Raw genomic sequence first — 16,208 nt, forward strand, 5'->3', positions numbered from 1 at the left:
GGCGGGACTAACTACCTTTTCCACTCCCCGGTTCGGATTATCGTCGTTAATCGGCGGGATTAACTACCTTTTTTACCCTCTGGTCCGGTTATTCGTCGTTAATCGGCGGGATTAACGCCTGCATACACATTTCAAAAAGCTTTCGACCGTTACCCAGCGGATAAAAATCGTCAGTGATCTTAAACAGCTCAAAATAGAATCGGGCCTTTAGACTTGATTTTTATCATTTTAATGAAAGAATAATTCTATAACTTTAAATAAAAATTCCAGAAAAGCTAATAAAGCTATTTTTAAAAGAAGAGGATGTTCCAATATGTCATTTGATGGTTTATTTACAAGAGCTATGACTAAAGAGCTTATCAACACTTTAAAAGGCGGAAGAATCAATAAGATTCAACAGCCCTATAAAAATGAAATCATTGTGGTTGTGCGGGCGAACGGCAAAAACCACAAGCTTTTGCTGTCCGCCCATCCAAGCTATGCCAGAGTACAGCTTACTAAGGAATCGCACGAAAACCCTTCAGAACCTCCAATGTTCTGCATGCTTTTAAGGAAGCACTTAGAGGGATATATACTTGAAGATGTCCATCAAATTGAATTGGACCGGATTATTGTATTTGAAGTCAAAGGAAGAAATGAGATTGGCGATACGTCCTATAAGCAGTTAATCGTTGAAATCATGGGCCGGCACAGCAACATCACACTAGTGGATAAAACTCGTAACATTATCCTGGACAGCATCAAACATGTGTCGTTTGCGGTTAATAGCCATCGAGCAATTTTGCCGGGCCAGGAGTATGTACTTCCGCCGTCACAGGACAAACATAATCCGTTTGAAGCAGATGAACAGGAAGTGTTACGTAAAATTGATTTTAACAGCGGGAAAATTGATAAACAGCTGGTCGCCAATTTTGCAGGAGTTTCTCCGCTTTTTGCGAAGGAAGTTATTCATCATGCAGGGCTTGCCAATCGAACAACCGTTCCAAATAGCTTTTTGCATTTTATTAACCTGGTGAAAAACCATTCCATACAACCGTCTATTACATCCGGAGAGCAAAAAGAAAGCTTTTACTTATTTCCGCTCGAGCATTTAAAAGGCGAAAACAGGGAGTTCAATTCACTCAGTGAAATGCTTGACCGCTACTATTTTGGAAAAGCGGAAAGAGACCGGGTCAAACAGCAATCAAATGACCTGGAGCGCTTCATTGTGAATGAAAAAGAAAAAAATGAAAAGAAAATCGAAAAGCTGAAAAGAACTTTGAAGGAAGCAGAAAATGCCGATAAGCATCAATTATTCGGCGAACTGATTACGGCTAATATATACGCGATCCAAAAAGGAATGAAGGAAGTTGAAGTCATCAATTATTACGATGAAGATGGCGGAACCGTTGTTATTCCATTGGATCCTCGTAAGTCACCATCCGAGAATGCACAAAAATACTTTACAAGATATCAAAAGGCGAAGAACGCCATAATTGTTGTGAAAGAGCAAATTAAAAAAGCTGAAGAAGAAGCAGCCTACTTCGACTCTCTCCTGCAGCAGGTGGAAACTGCTTCAACAAGAGATATTGCCGAAATTAGAGAAGAGCTTGTTGAGGGCGGTTATATAAGGGAAAGACAAAAGCGCGGGAACAAGAAACAGCAAAACCTGAAGCCAAATCTCGATCGGTACATCGCCACAGACGGCACAGAAATATTGGTTGGAAAAAATAATAAGCAAAATGATTATTTAACCAACAAGGTGGCAGCGCGGGATGAAATTTGGCTGCATACAAAAGATATTCCGGGGTCACATGTTGTTATCCGCAGCAAGGAGCCAGACGAGAAAACTATACTTGAAGCAGCTTCCCTTGCGGCTTATTTCAGCAAAGCCCGCAATTCAAGCTCAGTACCGGTGGACTTCACCCAGGTTAGGCATGTGAAGAAACCAAGCGGTGCTAAGCCGGGATTTGTGATTTATGACCATCAGCAAACGGTGTATGTTACACCGGATGAAGAGACAGTCCTATTTTTAAAACAAAATTAAATAATTAAAAGAAAAAAGCAAGCGAAGATGCTTGCTTTTTTCTTTTTCGCAAAACAGGTTATTGTTTAACCTTCCCCCACTCAGCAGGATCTTTTCGCCACTCCATTAATTTCTCCATATCTTCTTCCTGAATATAGCCCTTTTCGATGGCAACCTCTGTTAGAGCTTCGAAATCTGTCAAAGTGAATGCCTCAATATTCTCTTCAGCAAGCATTTCTTTGCCTTTTTCAAGCTGGTATGTAAAGATCGCTGCCATACCCAATACTTCGCAGCCTGCTTCTCTTAGAGCCTTGACCGCAGTTATGGCGCTTCCCCCAGTTGAAATCAGGTCCTCTACAACGACTACCTTCTGTCCTGCTTCAGCTTTTCCTTCAATTTGTTTGCCTTTGCCATGCCCTTTTGCCTTGGAGCGGACATAGCACATTGGCAGATCCATCAAGTCACTTGCCCAGGCTGCATGTGGAATGCCGGCTGTGGCCGTTCCAGCGATGAGCTCGGCACCAGGAAACTTCTCATTAATGATTTCCTGAAGGCCCGCAGCAATTTCTTTCCTTACAGCAGGGTAGGATAATGTCAAACGATTATCGCAATAAATTGGGGCAAGCAGCCCTGATGACCATATAAATGGATCGTTTGGGTTTAAGGCAACGGCTTTGATGTCCAGTAATCTTTCTGCTATTTTACGCTTCATTGAGTACACCCTCCCATGATTGCTTGCATTGTATATATTTCTCAAATGGATTCTCCGATTTGGTAATTGAGCGTCCTACCACAATAGCTGATGCCCCTTCCGCTCTTGCGAACGTCGGAGTCGCAACCCGCTTTTGATCGCCAGCATCATCTGTTAACAACCGGATACCCGGTGTAACCGTTAAAAAGGATTCTCCTAAACGGGCGCTGATCTCCCTTGCTTCAAAACTTGAACATACCACACCATCAAGCCCTGCCTCTTTGGCCAGACTGGCATAATGCAGAACCGATTCATTCAGTGTGACAGGTATTAACTGCTCTGATTTCATTTGCTGCTCCGAAGTGCTTGTAAGCTGTGTAACTGCAATACAGAAGGGCCTTTTGCCCGAGCAGCGGCCTGCTTCTAAGCCTTCCAGAGCGGCTTCCATCATGGCTTTTCCACCGGCCGCATGAACATTGACCATATCGCAGCCTAGTCCTGCAAGGCCTTTCATCGCACTCTTTACTGTATTCGGAATGTCATGAAGTTTAAGGTCCAGGAAAATCTCATGCCCTTTTTCTTTTAATTCGGAAATAATGGATGGCCCCTCCTGGTAAAATAACTCCATCCCAACTTTCAAAAATAGTTTCTCATTCTCAAAGTGTGTTAGAAAACGATTTACCTCCTCTTTTCCTGCAAAATCAAGAGCAATAATAAGCGGCTTTTTCATGTTTCTTCCAGCTCCTTCCTGTGCACTCTGAAATATGTTCATACCCGAGTCTCTTTAAAAGTCCAGGCAGTTCATCAATAATTCTCGGGCAGACAAACGGGTCTACGAAATTCGCTGTACCGACTGCCACTGCGCTTGCTCCTGCATAATAGTACTCTATTACATCCTCGGCAGATTCGATTCCGCCCATGCCGATAATCGGAAGGGATACCTGCTGGCTGACTTCATAAATCATTCTTAGTGCAACCGGCTTTATCGCAGGTCCGGAAAGGCCGCCTGTTTTATTTGCTAGAATAGGGTTGCCAGTTTTAAGGTCCAGTCTCATGCCAATTAGCGTGTTGATCATCGTTAATCCGTCTGCACCGCCATCCTCAACCGCTTTTGCCATTTCTACGATATTTGTGACATTTGGAGAAAGCTTTACATATACGGGAACTTCTGAAACTTCTTTTACTTTTTTTGTTAAGTTCCTGGCTGTTTCTGGAATCGTTCCAAAGGCAATTCCGCCTGTTTTGACGTTCGGGCAGGAGATGTTGAGTTCAAGTGCATGTACATTCTTGGCAGCTGAAATTCTTTTTGCCACCGCAACATAATCTTCCTCCTGTGATCCGGCTACATTAGCAATGATGGGTACTTCAAATTGTTCAAGCCACACTAACTCCTCATTCACAACTTTTTCGAGACCGGGGTTTTGCAGCCCGATCGCGTTCAGCATACCTGCTGAAGTTTCTGCAACTCTTGGGGTTGGATTTCCAAATCGCGGCTCAGAAGTTGTCGCTTTAATCATAATTGCTCCCAGCTTACTCAAATCGTAGAGCTGGCTAAATTCTCTTCCGAATCCAAAACATCCTGAGGCCGGCATAATTGGATTTTTTAAATCAAGCCCTGGAAGGCTAATATTTAATGAGCTCATAGGACAACCTCCCCTGCTTTAAATACTGGACCGTCACTGCAAACCTTTTTATAGCTGTAACCTTCAGGATCATCCCCGGTATGGCAGACACATGCAAAGCATGCGCCGATTCCGCAGCCCATCCTTTCTTCAAGTGACAGATACACGTTTTTATGTCGATACTGACTTTCCAGCGCCTTAAGCATTGGTGTTGGGCCGCAGGAATAAAGAATATCGAAATCCAGTTTTAATTCATCTATTACATTCGTTACAAAGCCCTTTGTCCCGAGGCTGCCATCGGCTGTGGCAATATAGGTTTCTCCGAGCTGCGAAAATTTTTCTTCATAAAAGGCAGCACTTTCTGTTTGAAAGCCTAGTATATGAACTACCTTTACTCCCTGCTTAACAAGCTGCTTGGACAACTCATAAAGCGGTGGTACACCAATCCCTCCGCCAACTAGAAGGGCAGTATCCCCTTGTTTTGCTTCGTGGACAGGGAAACCATTTCCTAAAGGGCCCAGCACATCGACAGTATCACCAGCTTTTTTTTCTGAAAGCTTAACCGTGCCTCTGCCTTCAGCCCTGTAAATCATCTTAAATTGACTCAGGCCAGGAGCGATTTCAGCAATGCTGATCGGCCTTCTAAGCATGGGATCATAGCCCTCTGATACTTTTAAATGGACGAATTGGCCTGGCTCGGTCATTTCATGAACAAGCTCACCTTGAAGGGTGAGCTCGTAAATGTTATTTGCAATTTTATTTTGAGCGATTACTGTGCATAATTCCTGCTTGATCAAGATAGAACCGCCTCCCGAATTTGTTCTGGTTTATCCATCGCATCCGCGGAGAAATTCATAGATTCAATCACTCGAAGGATTGCTTCAGCAGTATCCAGTGAAGTTAAGCATGGCACGCCATTTTCAACAGATTCACGGCGGATCCGGAAGCCGTCCCGGGCTGGCTGTTTGCCTTTTGTTAAAGTATTTATGACAAACTGCGCTTCGCCATTTCTAATTACATCCAGAAGGTTTTGCCCTTCAGAGCCGATTTTCCCGGTCACTTTAACAGGTATGCCGGCAGATTGAAGGAATAGAGCCGTTCCGCTTGTCGCCATCAGTCTGTAGCCGATGGACACAAACCGTTTCGCAAGCTGCAGTGCTTCTTCTTTATCTTTGTCTGCCACTGTCATAAGTACAGTTCCGAATGGCTGGATTTTCATGCCGGAAGCAACAAGGCCTTTATAAAGGGCTTTTTCTAGTGTTGTGTCTTTCCCCATAACTTCCCCGGTTGATTTCATTTCCGGCCCTAAAGTGATGTCCACTCTTCTTAACTTGGCAAAGGAGAAGACCGGAACTTTTACAAAAACGCCGCTTCTTTCTGGAAGAAGGCCTGATCCGTACCCTTGTTGAGCTAATGACTGTCCTAAAATAACCTTCGTAGCTATTTTGGCCATCGGTACATTTGTAATTTTGCTCAAGAAAGGCACTGTCCGGCTTGAGCGCGGATTAACTTCAAGCACATATACCTCCCCTTTAGCGATTACGTACTGGATATTAAGAAGGCCGATAATTCCCAGCCCTTTAGCCATCTTTTGTGTGTATTCAACCAGCTTTTCTTTGATTCCCTCTGATATGTTTTGCGGCGGATAGACCGCGATTGAATCCCCAGAGTGGACGCCGGCTCTTTCAATATGCTCCATAATGCCCGGGATGAGGACATTCTCGCCATCAGAAATCGCATCCACTTCAATTTCTTTTCCGGTCAGGTAACGATCTATTAATACCGGGTGCTCCGGGTTAACTTTAACCGCATTTTCCATATAGTGAAGCAGCTCTTCTTCTTTGTAAACAATCTCCATGGCTCTTCCGCCAAGTACATAAGATGGACGAACCACAACAGGATAGCCGATTTCAGTTGCTATCGTGACAGCCTGTTCCACCGATAAAGCTGTCTTTCCTTTTGGCATTGGAATATCCAATTCAGTAAGAGCATGCTCGAATTTATCGCGGTCTTCTGCGCGGTCAAGGTTCTCAAGGGAAGTTCCGAGAATTTTCACTCCTCTTTCCACCAGCTTTGCAGCCAGGTTGATGGCGGTCTGTCCGCCAAACTGTACAACTACTCCTTCAGGCTTCTCCAAATCAATAATATGCATTACATCTTCAATCGTCAGCGGTTCAAAGTAGAGCTTATCGGAAATACTGAAGTCTGTTGAAACAGTTTCAGGATTATTATTTATAATGATTGCTTCGTAGCCTGCTTCCTTAATTGCCCATACCGCGTGAACTGTTGAGTAATCGAATTCTACTCCCTGGCCAATCCGGATTGGGCCTGATCCCAGGACAACAACACTTTTGCGGTTTGTTACTATTGATTCGTTTTCTTCTTCATAAGTTCCATAGAAATAAGGCGTTTCTGATTCAAACTCGGCTGCACATGTATCTACCATTTTATAAACCGGCAGAATAGCGTTAGACTTTCTCCAGCTGTAAACTTCCATTTCGCTCGTTTTCCAGAGCTTGGCTATAACCGAATCGGCAAATCCCATTTCTTTTGCCATTTTTCCTTTTTCCTCGTCAAATGGATTTTCTGCTAACACACGCTCAAAGTCTATTATTTTATTTATCTTGTGCAGGAAGAACAAGTCAATCTTGCTCCACTCATGGATTGCATCAATGGTTACTCCCCTGCGAATGGCTTCCCCTATATAAAACAGGCGCTCGTCTCCTGCTTTTCTTATCCGTTTTTCAATCAATTCATCTGAAATCAGTTCAGCATCTTTCAGTTCAATATGGTGGATATTTGCCTCAAGTGACCGGACTGCTTTTAAAAGGGATTCTTCCAGCGTACGTCCAATCGCCATTACTTCTCCAGTTGCCTTCATCTGTGTTCCAAGTGAACGGTTGGCAGATTCAAATTTATCGAACGGCCAGCGCGGTATTTTTGAAACGATATAATCCAGGGCAGGTTCGAAGCAGGCATATGTTTTTCCTGTAACAGGGTTCATCATTTCGTCAAGTGTCAGTCCTACTGCAATCTTCGCTGCAAGTTTCGCGATCGGATAACCTGTTGCTTTTGATGCAAGCGCTGAGGAACGGCTGACACGAGGATTTACTTCAATGATGTAGTAATTGAAGCTGTGTGGATCCAACGCGAGCTGAACATTACAGCCTCCCTCAATCTCTAGTGCGCGAATAATTTTTAATGAAGTGTTTCTTAGCAGCTGGTACTCGCGGTCACTGAGAGTCTGGCTTGGAGCCACAACTATCGAATCGCCTGTATGAATCCCAACCGGATCAAAGTTTTCCATATTACAGACAACAATTGCATTGTCATTGGAATCTCTCATTACTTCATATTCGATTTCCTTGAAGCCTGCGATGCTTTTTTCAAGCAGACACTGGGTAACAGGGCTGTTCTTCAAGCCGCTTGCCACAATTTCAATTAATTCTTCTTCGTCATGGCAGATTCCCCCGCCTGTTCCTCCGAGAGTGAAAGCAGGGCGCACAATTACCGGATATCCGATTCTATTTACAAATTCGAATGCTTCATCCAGGTTATGGATAATTTCACTTTCAGGTACAGGCTCGCCAAGCTCATTCATTAAACTGCGGAAAAGATCCCGATCTTCCGCTTTTTGAATTGCAGATAATTTTGTTCCAAGAATCTCTACACCGCATTCCTCCAAAACACCGGATTCAGCCAGCTCTACAGCCAGATTCAAGCCAGTCTGGCCACCCAGTGTCGGAACAAGGGCATCCGGACGCTCTTTCCGGATGATGCGGCTGACAAATTCGAGCGTCAGCGGTTCTATGTATACCGCGTCAGCAATTTCCGTATCTGTCATAATCGTTGCCGGGTTTGAGTTGACAAGGATCACACGATAGCCTTCTTCTTTCAGGGCGATGCAGGCCTGTGTGCCCGCATAGTCAAATTCCGCCGCCTGGCCGATCACAATAGGTCCCGATCCGATTACTAAAATACTTTTTATATCTGTACGCTTTGGCATGCTGCAGCACCTTCCTCTTTTTGTGTTTCAATCATTTGCAGGAATTGTTCAAATAACCCGTTTGCATCTTCCGGTCCTGGTGAAGCTTCCGGGTGGTATTGTACGGTAAAAGCTGGTACTTCTTTATGCTTCAATCCTTCGATCGTTCCATCATTTAACGCAATATGTGTAATTTCAAGCGGTGTGCCCGCAATCGAATTTTCTTCAACTGAATAACCATGGTTCTGAGAAGTTAAAGCTACTTTTCCTGTAAGCAGATCTTTTACAGGATGATTTGAGCCCCGGTGGCCAAATTTCATTTTTTCTGTATTGGCACCGCACGCCAGTGCAAATAGCTGATGGCCCAGGCAAATCCCGAAAATAGGCACATTTCCTAATAGCTCCTTAATCATTATGATGGCTTCCGGCACATCTTTCGGATCTCCGGGTCCATTGGACAGCATGACACCGTCAGGGCTCAAGCTGAGAATTTCTTTAGCTGAAGTATTGTAAGGAACAACGATCACATCGCAATCCCGCTTATTTAGTTCCCTTAAAATCCCGTGCTTCATTCCGAAATCTACTAGGACAACCCTGCTCCCGCGCCCTGGGCTTGGATAAGGTGTCTTTGTGGAAACCTGCTTTACCTGGTCGTTTCGCAGCTTTGTTGCACGCAATTTTTCAATGATCGTTTCAGGGTTTTCATTAATGCTGCAGATAGCCCCTTTCAGTGTTCCATGCTGGCGGATGATTCTTGTTAATTTTCTTGTATCAATTCCGGCAATACCCGGAATATTCTTCATCCTGAAATATTCGTCCAATGACTGCTCATTTCTCCAGTTGGAAGGATACTCGCTTGCTTCTTTTACAATAAACCCTGAAATCGCCGGGGAAATGGATTCAAAATCATCCCGATTGATTCCGTAGTTTCCGATTAATGGATAGGTAAGAGTAATAATTTGCCCGCAATAGGAAGGGTCTGACAATATTTCCTGATACCCTGTCATCCCTGTATTGAATACAACCTCTCCGATTGAATTCACATCACTTCCAAACCCTTTTCCGATAAAAATAGTTCCATCTTCCAGAATCAGCTGTTTTTTCATGCTTTTACACTCCCTCTGTTCCAGGCAATTTTTCCGTTAACCATTGTTAATACTGGCCAGCCTTTACAATCCCAGCCTGAGAATGGCGTATTTTTTCCTTTTGATAAAAACTGTGCAGGGTTAATTTTTTCCTGATGGTTCAAGTCCAGAAGAACCAAGTCAGCCTTTGCTCCAGTTTCTATTCTTCCTGACTGAAGGCTGAATGCCTCTGCAGGTTTAACTGTTAAGTAATCGATCAGTTGCTTTAGTGTAAAAATTTCTTTCTCTACAAAATGGGTGTAAAGAAGCGGAAAGGCTGTTTCCAAGCCGACAATTCCGAAAGGAGCCAGCACCATGCCCTCGCCTTTTTCTTCTGCTGTATGTGGAGCGTGGTCGGTTGCAATAAAATCAATCGTACCATCCAGCAGCCCATCGATTAAGGCGTCTCTGTCATCTGCACCTCTTAACGGCGGGTTCATTTTAAAGTTTGGATCCAGACCTGGAATGTCCTCCTCACAAAGCAGGAGGTGATGAGGGGTTACTTCCGCAGTGACCTTGATCCCCGCGCGCTTTGCATCTCTTACCACTCTTACAGATTCCTTCGTGCTGATGTGGCAGACATGATAATGGCAGCCTGCTGCTTCAGCAAGCAGAACGTCCCTTGCAATTTGTACAGACTCACAGACGGAAGGAATACCGTTCAGCCCATGCTCTTTAGCAAAAACTCCATCATGTACAGAACCTTTGTTAATGAGGGTATTTTCTTCACAGTGGGCGACAATCGGCATATTGATTTCTGCTGCTTGCTTCATTGCGTCAAGCATCATTGCTGCTGACTGAACTCCCACACCATCATCTGTAAAAGCAAATGCTCCAGCTTCTTTTAGCGCTTTAAAATCTGTTAATTCCTGGCCAAGCTCCCGAATGGTTATGGAAGCATATGGAAGTACCCGGACAGCAGCTTTCTCTTCAATGCGCTTATTCAGCTTTTCCATTTGTTCCTTTGTATCAGGAACCGGCCTTGTATTCGGCATCGCCGCAACAGTTGTAAAACCCCCTTTGGCTGCAGCCTTAGTCCCGGTTTCAATCGTTTCCTTCCTTTCTCCGCCCGGCTCACGCAAGTGTATATGCAGGTCAATAAAGCCAGGAGCAACAAGCAGGCCTTCTGCATCAATAATTTCCTGTGCTTCTCTTTCAATATTCGTGTCAATTTCGGCGATCTTTCCTGATTCAATGTAAATATCAGCTTTTTGGAATTCCCCTTTATTAGTAAGCAACTGGCCATTTTTGATTAATGTTGACATAATTAGCTCCCCCTTCAATTTGTTCAATGGATCTTTTCAAAACTGCCATCCGGATGAATACTCCATTTTGCATCTGTTTGAAGATTCTAGAACGCTCGCATTCTACCAAACTATCTGCAATCTCTACGCCTCGATTTACCGGGGCAGGATGCATGATTATGCTGTTCGGCTTCATTTTTTTCTCGCGTTCTTCTGTTAATCCGTAAGTAAGGTGATACTCTTCAGAAGTGCGGTTTGCTTTCGAATGGTGCCGTTCATGCTGAATTCTTAAAAGCATTACGACATCCGAGGTTTCGATGGCTGTGTCTATATCTTCATACACGCCATTTTCAAGCATTTCTTCATCAAACCATTCTTTAGGGCCCGAGAAAACCACTTTTGCTCCAAGCCGGACAAGTGCATCCGCATTGGATCTAGCCACCCGGCTATGTGAAATATCTCCAATAATTGAGACTTTTAATCCTTCAAAAGATCCGAATTCCTGCTTGATTGTCAGCAAATCAAGCAATGATTGTGTAGGATGGTGTCCGCATCCGTCCCCGGCATTCAGAATGGAAACCCCGCCTTTGCCTGTCAGTTCATCAAAATATCGATCCTTGCTATGACGGATGACTACTGCATGGACACCGATGGCTTCAAGCGTTTTTACCGTATCGTATAGTGACTCTCCCTTTGATACGCTTGAAGTGCTTACTTCAAAAGGGATTATATCCAGCCCAAGCCGCCTTTCTGCCACTTCAAAGCTGCATTTTGTTCTGGTGCTATTTTCAAAAAAGAGGTTGGCGACAAATACCTTGTTTTCAGGTGTCCATGTTCCTCCGTTTAAAAAGTACTGTGCATCTCCCAGAATTTTATTAATTTCTTCAATCTCTAAATCTGAGGTAGTAAGCAAATGTTTCATGTTTTCCCTCCTCTTTTATTCTAGGCTGTTACTTTGGCCTGTTGATTTCCGCTCCGGGTGCTCGTTTCCGCTTGGCATTTAGGGATCCTCCTCTGCTTGCGTCTGCGGGGTCTCCCTTCGACTCGCTTCTCCCGCTGGAGTCTCGCACCCTCCGCTTCATTCAACAGGGTGCAAAAATTAATAATTAGCTTTTTCACAGCCTTTTTTTAGCCCTATTTTTCAAAAAAGCACCCTGCCAATTTGGTCAGGGTGCTGAAAAGTTGAGGCCACCTGGCATTTGGGTACACTGGTCCCGTTTAGCCAAATTGCCGCCAACACCCTTTTAAGTCTCTCAGGACCTAGTTAAAAAGTGTTATGCTACATTAGTTTTTTTTTCGTTTTCACCTTCAAACATATCTTCCTTAGATTCTTCTCTGCCTGGAAGAATCAGGTTTAGGAGGACGCCGCTGATCGCAGCCAGGGCCATTCCTTCAAGTTTAAATGCCCAGATTTCAATATGCGCTCCGCCAATTCCCAGTACAAGGATGACTGATGCGATAACCAGGTTGCGGTTGTTTCCGAAGTCCACTTTGCTGTCAACAAGCATTCTTAAGCCGGAGGATGCGATGATACCGAATAGCAGGATGGATACTCCGCCCATTACTGGTGTAGGAATAGAGCTGATTAGGGCTGTAACCTTACCTATGAATCCGAAGATAATCGCAATGACTGCGGCACCTGCCAGTACATAGACACTGTATATTTTAGTGATGGCCAATACGCCGATATTTTCACCGTAAGTTGTTTTTGGCGGTCCGCCGATTAATGCTGAGATCATAGTTCCTGTTCCATCTGCAAGAATGGAACGGTGCAATCCAGGTTCCTTAATATAATCTTTTCCGACTACTTTTCCAAGTACAAGCTGATGGCCGATATGCTCTGAAATTGTTACTACAGCTACCGGAACCATTAGAAGTGCCAAATCAAGCGTTACCCTTACTTCATAATCTGCGAAAGGAAACAAGAACTCAGGCATTTCAAACCAGGCTGCCTGCTGAACTAATGAGAAGTCGATGATGCCCATTGCCAGTGAGTAAACATATCCGATTATGATTCCAGCCAGAATTGGCACCATGCTGAGCATGCCCTTTGCATAGATGGAGAAGATGATGGTAGCTGACAGCGTTACAAGCGCTGCCGAGAAATGCAGCATGCTGTATTCACCTGTTTCAGGGTTATTCATTGCCATGCCGACTGCTGTGCCTGCAAGTGCCAGCCCAATTACGATTATGACTGGGCCTACTACAATTGGCGGAAGCAGGTTCATGATCCAGCGATAGCCAGCTTTTTTAATGATTAATGCAACAGCTCCGTATACAAGGCCTGCCATGAAGCTTCCTATCATGGCTGCGCCAGGGCCGCCGGCTGCTTTTGCAGCGATGATTGGAGCGATAAAAGCGAAAGATGACCCGAGGTATGCCGGTACCTGCCATTTTGTGATGATTAGAAAGGCAATGGTTGCAAGTCCGCTGGAAATCAAGGCAATCGCAGGGTTTAACCCGACCAAGTATGGTACTAAAATGGTTGCTCCGAACATTGCGAATAAGTGCTGTAAGCTTAATGTCAGCCAGTGGGCCGGTGATGGGATGTCTTTTATATCTAAAATGGGTTTGTTCATTCAAATCTCTCCTCTTTGTTTTATTAAAAAACCCTCTTTGCTATTGAGACGCAAAGAGGGTGCAAGAGGGCAGCAAAAGACAGACTGCTTCTGCTGGGTTCCCCTTTGTCAGCCTCTCTGGACTGCATTTAAAAGGACTATTTATTTTTCGTATATACTTACTTGATCGTTTTCATCTACTTCCTTCAGCTTGACAACGATTTTCTCAGAGCTTGAAGTCGGTATGTTTTTCCCTACATAATCAGCTCTGATCGGAAGCTCTCTATGGCCCCGGTCAACTAGGACTGCAAGCTGAATTTGTGACGGCCGCCCGATGTCAATCAGGGCATCAAGAGCAGCTCTAACCGTTCTTCCTGTATAAAGGACATCATCCACCAAAATAACCTTTTGATCATTGATATCTTTTTGGATATCAGAACCTTTCACAAGCGGCTCTTGATTCTCAGTTTTTTTAGTAAGGTCATCTCTGTATAAAGTAATATCGAGCTCGCCAACCGCGATTTTTGCTCCTTCAATCTGTTCGATCCGTTCCGCTAAGCGGTTTGCCAGGTATATCCCCCTGGTCCGAATCCCAATCAGGATGCAATTCTCGATTCCTTTGTTTTTCTCAATGATTTCATGGGCAATCCTTGTCAGTGCTCTCCTGATTGCTTGTTCGTCCAGGACGATTGCTTTTTGCTGCATTCTGATCACCTCTTTTATTAACTCTGCCTGAGCTTGTCTGTTTATTTCCGTTCCACTTAGCATAATTTATAATAAAAAACCCTCTCACCGATATGGCGAGAGGGTAAACGAAGTCGTTTGCTGCAGAATGAGGACACTGTATCCCCTATTCTAATCCGTTTCCTTCCCAGCCTCTCGGGACTGTTTTAAAGGACTTATTCAACTAAAGTCATCTTATATTATATTTGGACAGCTGTCAACGATTATTTGCAAGATTATCTAAGAGCTCTTGAAAATAAGCAGGAAGCGATGCTTCAAATTCCAGGTACTCACCAGTCCTTGGATGGTCAAATCCAAGCACTCCAGCATGAAGGGCTTGTCCTCCCAGATCAAGGGTCTTCCTAGGCCCGTATTTGGGATCTCCTGCAAGCGGATAACCGATATATTTCATATGAACACGGATTTGATGGGTTCTGCCTGTTTCCAGCTGGCATTCAACAAACGTAAAATCTTTAAAGCGTTCGAGGACATGAAAATGAGTGACTGCATGTTTGCCATTGTCCACTACAGTCATGCTTTGACGGTCCTTGGGGTCTCTGGCAATCGGTGCATCAATGGTACCGTAATCATGAGGGATAACGCCATGAACGATGGCACGGTATTTACGAGTAACCGTTTTATTCATGAGCTGGTTAACAAGGCTTTCATGAGCCATATCATTTTTTGCGACCATTAGAAGTCCTGAAGTATCTTTATCTATACGATGAACGATCCCAGGTCTCATAACACCATTTATCCCCGAAAGATCTTTACAGTGGGCCATCAGGCCGTTTACAAGGGTCCCGGTTCCATGCCCAGCTGCAGGATGGACGACCATTCCTTTAGGTTTATTCACAACAAGGACATCCTGATCCTCATAATAAATATCCAAATCCATTTCTTCAGGTACAACATCCAATTCTGCGGGTTCAGGTATAGTGACCTCAATCTGATCATTTACCGTGCATTTATAATTTGTTTTCGGCTTTTGTCCATTTACAAGAACATTGCCATCCTTAATCCATTGCTGAACCTGGGTTCTTGACCACTCTGCATTCAGCGTGGATAATACTTTATCTATTCTTTCTCCTGCCTGTTCCTCAGGAATGATGTGTTCCATTTTCTCCATAAGATTTCTCCTTCTTTGCTTCTCTCTCTTCTAGCAGCATTTGGACCATCAGCATACCTACTCCAATCACCAATGCCGAGTCAGCGATATTGAAAACGGGGAAGTCATAGCCAAAAATATAGGTATTGATAAAATCAACAACTTCTTTCCGATATACCCTGTCAATAAAGTTTCCAATCGCTCCGCCCAGCATTAATCCCAAAGAGAGCCCCAGAAGCATTTTACCTTTAGCGGCTTTTTGAATGTAATAAATAATTCCAATTATGACAATGACGGTTATCACGTAGAAAAACCACATTTGACCCTGCAGGATGCCCCAGGCAGCGCCACGGTTGCGGTGCGATGTAATATAGAGAAAGTCTTCAATAACCTTAACACTTTCCCCCAATTCGAAGTTCTTTACAATCAGCCATTTTGTCAGCTGGTCAAGAGCAATCACAAACAAAGCAATTATGTAATAAAACACAAAGGCAACCCCCATATCTCATATCATTACCTTTGCATTTTAGCACAAACTGAATAAAAAACACAGCACACGCTTAAACTCAATGGTAGATTGATTTTCGGTAATACTTCCCGAGTTTGCTGCAATCCTCCATCGTTTTTAAAGTGGGCACCATTTCCAGCAAATCTGCCGGGAGCAGTTCACCTGAAATTTCACATTTCCCATAATCGCCATTTTCAATTTTTTTAAGCGCCTGCTCAATGTCATGCAGCTCTTCTAATAAAATTGGCTTAATTAAAGCGGAACTATTGCCTTCCATCAGCCTTTCCAATATTTCCTGTCTTGTATTACGGAGTTCTGAACAGAGCCCTTCTGCTTTTGCATCCATGCCTTTTCCTCCGTTCTATTGGTGTTTCCTTTATTATTTCTCGGAGGCGATTTCAGACACGGGCAAACTTTTAGCAAACGGCACAACATTTAACGAAGGTGGAATTATTTATTAAAACCCTTGGAACAATTCTCTAGGTATTACTTTATTATAAATTTGGCTTTCCTATTATAAGGCTGGAAGCCTTCCTTTCGTTCCTTTCTCGGACTTGAGGCAAAGTTAGGCAAGCCTTCACCTCTCTAAATGCAAATCCCGGCATGTGAAACATCCCCATAAATAAAAGCAGTCCCCCTA

At 43.9% G+C, this 16,208-nt stretch carries 14 protein-coding genes; 1 reads left to right on the top strand and 13 read right to left on the bottom strand.

Going from position 1 to position 16,208, the window contains the following annotated elements; genetic code table 11:
* Positions 1 to 313: 313 nt before the first annotated feature.
* The gene (locus DFO73_RS16100) at positions 314 to 2,026 is read left to right on the top strand and encodes an Rqc2 family fibronectin-binding protein (protein WP_110065746.1); all 1,713 of its coding nucleotides are present in this window, start codon (positions 314 to 316) and stop codon (positions 2,024 to 2,026) included.
* 58 nt (positions 2,027 to 2,084) lie between these two features.
* On the opposite strand, the gene pyrE is transcribed toward DFO73_RS16100, so the two are convergent.
* The 13 genes from pyrE to DFO73_RS16165 all read right to left on the bottom strand — a co-directional run bounded on the left by pyrE (position 2,085) and on the right by DFO73_RS16165 (position 15,914).
* Complete coding sequence (gene pyrE, locus DFO73_RS16105; RefSeq protein WP_110065747.1) at positions 2,085 to 2,717, bottom strand: orotate phosphoribosyltransferase; 633 nt, start codon at positions 2,715 to 2,717, stop codon at positions 2,085 to 2,087.
* Positions 2,707 to 3,426, bottom strand: a complete 720-nt coding sequence (gene pyrF / locus DFO73_RS16110) for an orotidine-5'-phosphate decarboxylase (RefSeq protein WP_110065748.1) — start codon at positions 3,424 to 3,426, stop codon at positions 2,707 to 2,709. The genes pyrE and pyrF overlap by 11 nt, the downstream gene beginning before the upstream one ends.
* Positions 3,398 to 4,339 (bottom strand): dihydroorotate dehydrogenase, encoded by a 942-nt coding sequence (locus DFO73_RS16115; RefSeq protein ID WP_110065749.1) that lies wholly within the window; start codon positions 4,337 to 4,339, stop codon positions 3,398 to 3,400. Before DFO73_RS16115 ends, pyrF begins: the two co-directional genes overlap by 29 nt.
* Entirely contained in the window at positions 4,336 to 5,112 is a 777-nt protein-coding gene (locus DFO73_RS16120) for a dihydroorotate dehydrogenase electron transfer subunit (RefSeq protein WP_181396036.1), read from the bottom strand. Before DFO73_RS16120 ends, DFO73_RS16115 begins: the two co-directional genes overlap by 4 nt.
* Positions 5,112 to 8,324 carry a carbamoyl-phosphate synthase large subunit gene (gene carB, locus DFO73_RS16125; RefSeq protein WP_110065751.1) on the bottom strand — a complete coding sequence of 1,071 codons (3,213 nt, stop codon included), beginning with the start codon at positions 8,322 to 8,324 and terminating at the stop codon, positions 5,112 to 5,114. The genes DFO73_RS16120 and carB overlap by 1 nt, the downstream gene beginning before the upstream one ends.
* Entirely contained in the window at positions 8,303 to 9,409 is a 1,107-nt protein-coding gene (locus tag DFO73_RS16130) for a carbamoyl phosphate synthase small subunit (protein WP_110065752.1), read from the bottom strand. Before DFO73_RS16130 ends, carB begins: the two co-directional genes overlap by 22 nt.
* Positions 9,406 to 10,692, bottom strand: a complete 1,287-nt coding sequence (locus DFO73_RS16135; RefSeq protein ID WP_110065753.1) for a dihydroorotase — start codon at positions 10,690 to 10,692, stop codon at positions 9,406 to 9,408. Before DFO73_RS16135 ends, DFO73_RS16130 begins: the two co-directional genes overlap by 4 nt.
* Positions 10,655 to 11,593, bottom strand: coding sequence for an aspartate carbamoyltransferase catalytic subunit (locus DFO73_RS16140; RefSeq protein ID WP_110065754.1), 939 nt, complete (start codon positions 11,591 to 11,593; stop codon positions 10,655 to 10,657). Before DFO73_RS16140 ends, DFO73_RS16135 begins: the two co-directional genes overlap by 38 nt.
* A 352-nt stretch (positions 11,594 to 11,945) precedes the next feature.
* On the bottom strand, positions 11,946 to 13,250 hold the full coding sequence (locus DFO73_RS16145; RefSeq protein WP_110065755.1) for a solute carrier family 23 protein: 1,305 nt from the start codon (positions 13,248 to 13,250) through the stop codon (positions 11,946 to 11,948).
* Between the two features lie 141 nt (positions 13,251 to 13,391).
* Positions 13,392 to 13,934 (bottom strand): bifunctional pyr operon transcriptional regulator/uracil phosphoribosyltransferase PyrR, encoded by a 543-nt coding sequence (pyrR, locus tag DFO73_RS16150; RefSeq protein WP_110065756.1) that lies wholly within the window; start codon positions 13,932 to 13,934, stop codon positions 13,392 to 13,394.
* Between the two features lie 235 nt (positions 13,935 to 14,169).
* Positions 14,170 to 15,081 (bottom strand): RluA family pseudouridine synthase, encoded by a 912-nt coding sequence (locus tag DFO73_RS16155; RefSeq protein ID WP_110065757.1) that lies wholly within the window; start codon positions 15,079 to 15,081, stop codon positions 14,170 to 14,172.
* Entirely contained in the window at positions 15,053 to 15,547 is a 495-nt protein-coding gene (gene lspA / locus DFO73_RS16160; protein WP_110065758.1) for a signal peptidase II, read from the bottom strand. The genes DFO73_RS16155 and lspA overlap by 29 nt, the downstream gene beginning before the upstream one ends.
* A gap of 79 nt (positions 15,548 to 15,626) precedes the next feature.
* The gene (locus DFO73_RS16165; RefSeq protein WP_110065759.1) at positions 15,627 to 15,914 is read right to left on the bottom strand and encodes a hypothetical protein; all 288 of its coding nucleotides are present in this window, start codon (positions 15,912 to 15,914) and stop codon (positions 15,627 to 15,629) included.
* Positions 15,915 to 16,208 lie beyond the last annotated feature (294 nt).

Source organism: Cytobacillus oceanisediminis, assembly GCF_003182355.1.
GTDB classification, from domain to species: Bacteria; Bacillota; Bacilli; order Bacillales; family Cytobacillaceae; genus Cytobacillus; species Cytobacillus oceanisediminis_A.

What these genes read in the sequence shown, in the direction of transcription:
- pyrR (WP_110065756.1), bottom strand. Translation starts at nt 13,934, where the DNA reads ATGCAGCAAAAAGCAATCGTCCTGGACGAACAAGCAATCAGGAGAGCA.
- pyrF (WP_110065748.1), bottom strand. Translation starts at nt 3,426, where the DNA reads ATGAAAAAGCCGCTTATTATTGCTCTTGATTTTGCAGGAAAAGAGGAG.
- DFO73_RS16145 (WP_110065755.1), bottom strand. Translation starts at nt 13,250, where the DNA reads ATGAACAAACCCATTTTAGATATAAAAGACATCCCATCACCGGCCCAC.
- carB (WP_110065751.1), bottom strand. Translation starts at nt 8,324, where the DNA reads ATGCCAAAGCGTACAGATATAAAAAGTATTTTAGTAATCGGATCGGGA.
- DFO73_RS16165 (WP_110065759.1), bottom strand. Translation starts at nt 15,914, where the DNA reads ATGGATGCAAAAGCAGAAGGGCTCTGTTCAGAACTCCGTAATACAAGA.
- DFO73_RS16140 (WP_110065754.1), bottom strand. Translation starts at nt 11,593, where the DNA reads ATGAAACATTTGCTTACTACCTCAGATTTAGAGATTGAAGAAATTAAT.
- DFO73_RS16135 (WP_110065753.1), bottom strand. Translation starts at nt 10,692, where the DNA reads ATGTCAACATTAATCAAAAATGGCCAGTTGCTTACTAATAAAGGGGAA.
- DFO73_RS16115 (WP_110065749.1), bottom strand. Translation starts at nt 4,339, where the DNA reads ATGAGCTCATTAAATATTAGCCTTCCAGGGCTTGATTTAAAAAATCCA.
- DFO73_RS16155 (WP_110065757.1), bottom strand. Translation starts at nt 15,081, where the DNA reads ATGGAGAAAATGGAACACATCATTCCTGAGGAACAGGCAGGAGAAAGA.
- DFO73_RS16130 (WP_110065752.1), bottom strand. Translation starts at nt 9,409, where the DNA reads ATGAAAAAACAGCTGATTCTGGAAGATGGAACTATTTTTATCGGAAAA.
- DFO73_RS16100 (WP_110065746.1), top strand. Translation starts at nt 314, where the DNA reads ATGTCATTTGATGGTTTATTTACAAGAGCTATGACTAAAGAGCTTATC.
- pyrE (WP_110065747.1), bottom strand. Translation starts at nt 2,717, where the DNA reads ATGAAGCGTAAAATAGCAGAAAGATTACTGGACATCAAAGCCGTTGCC.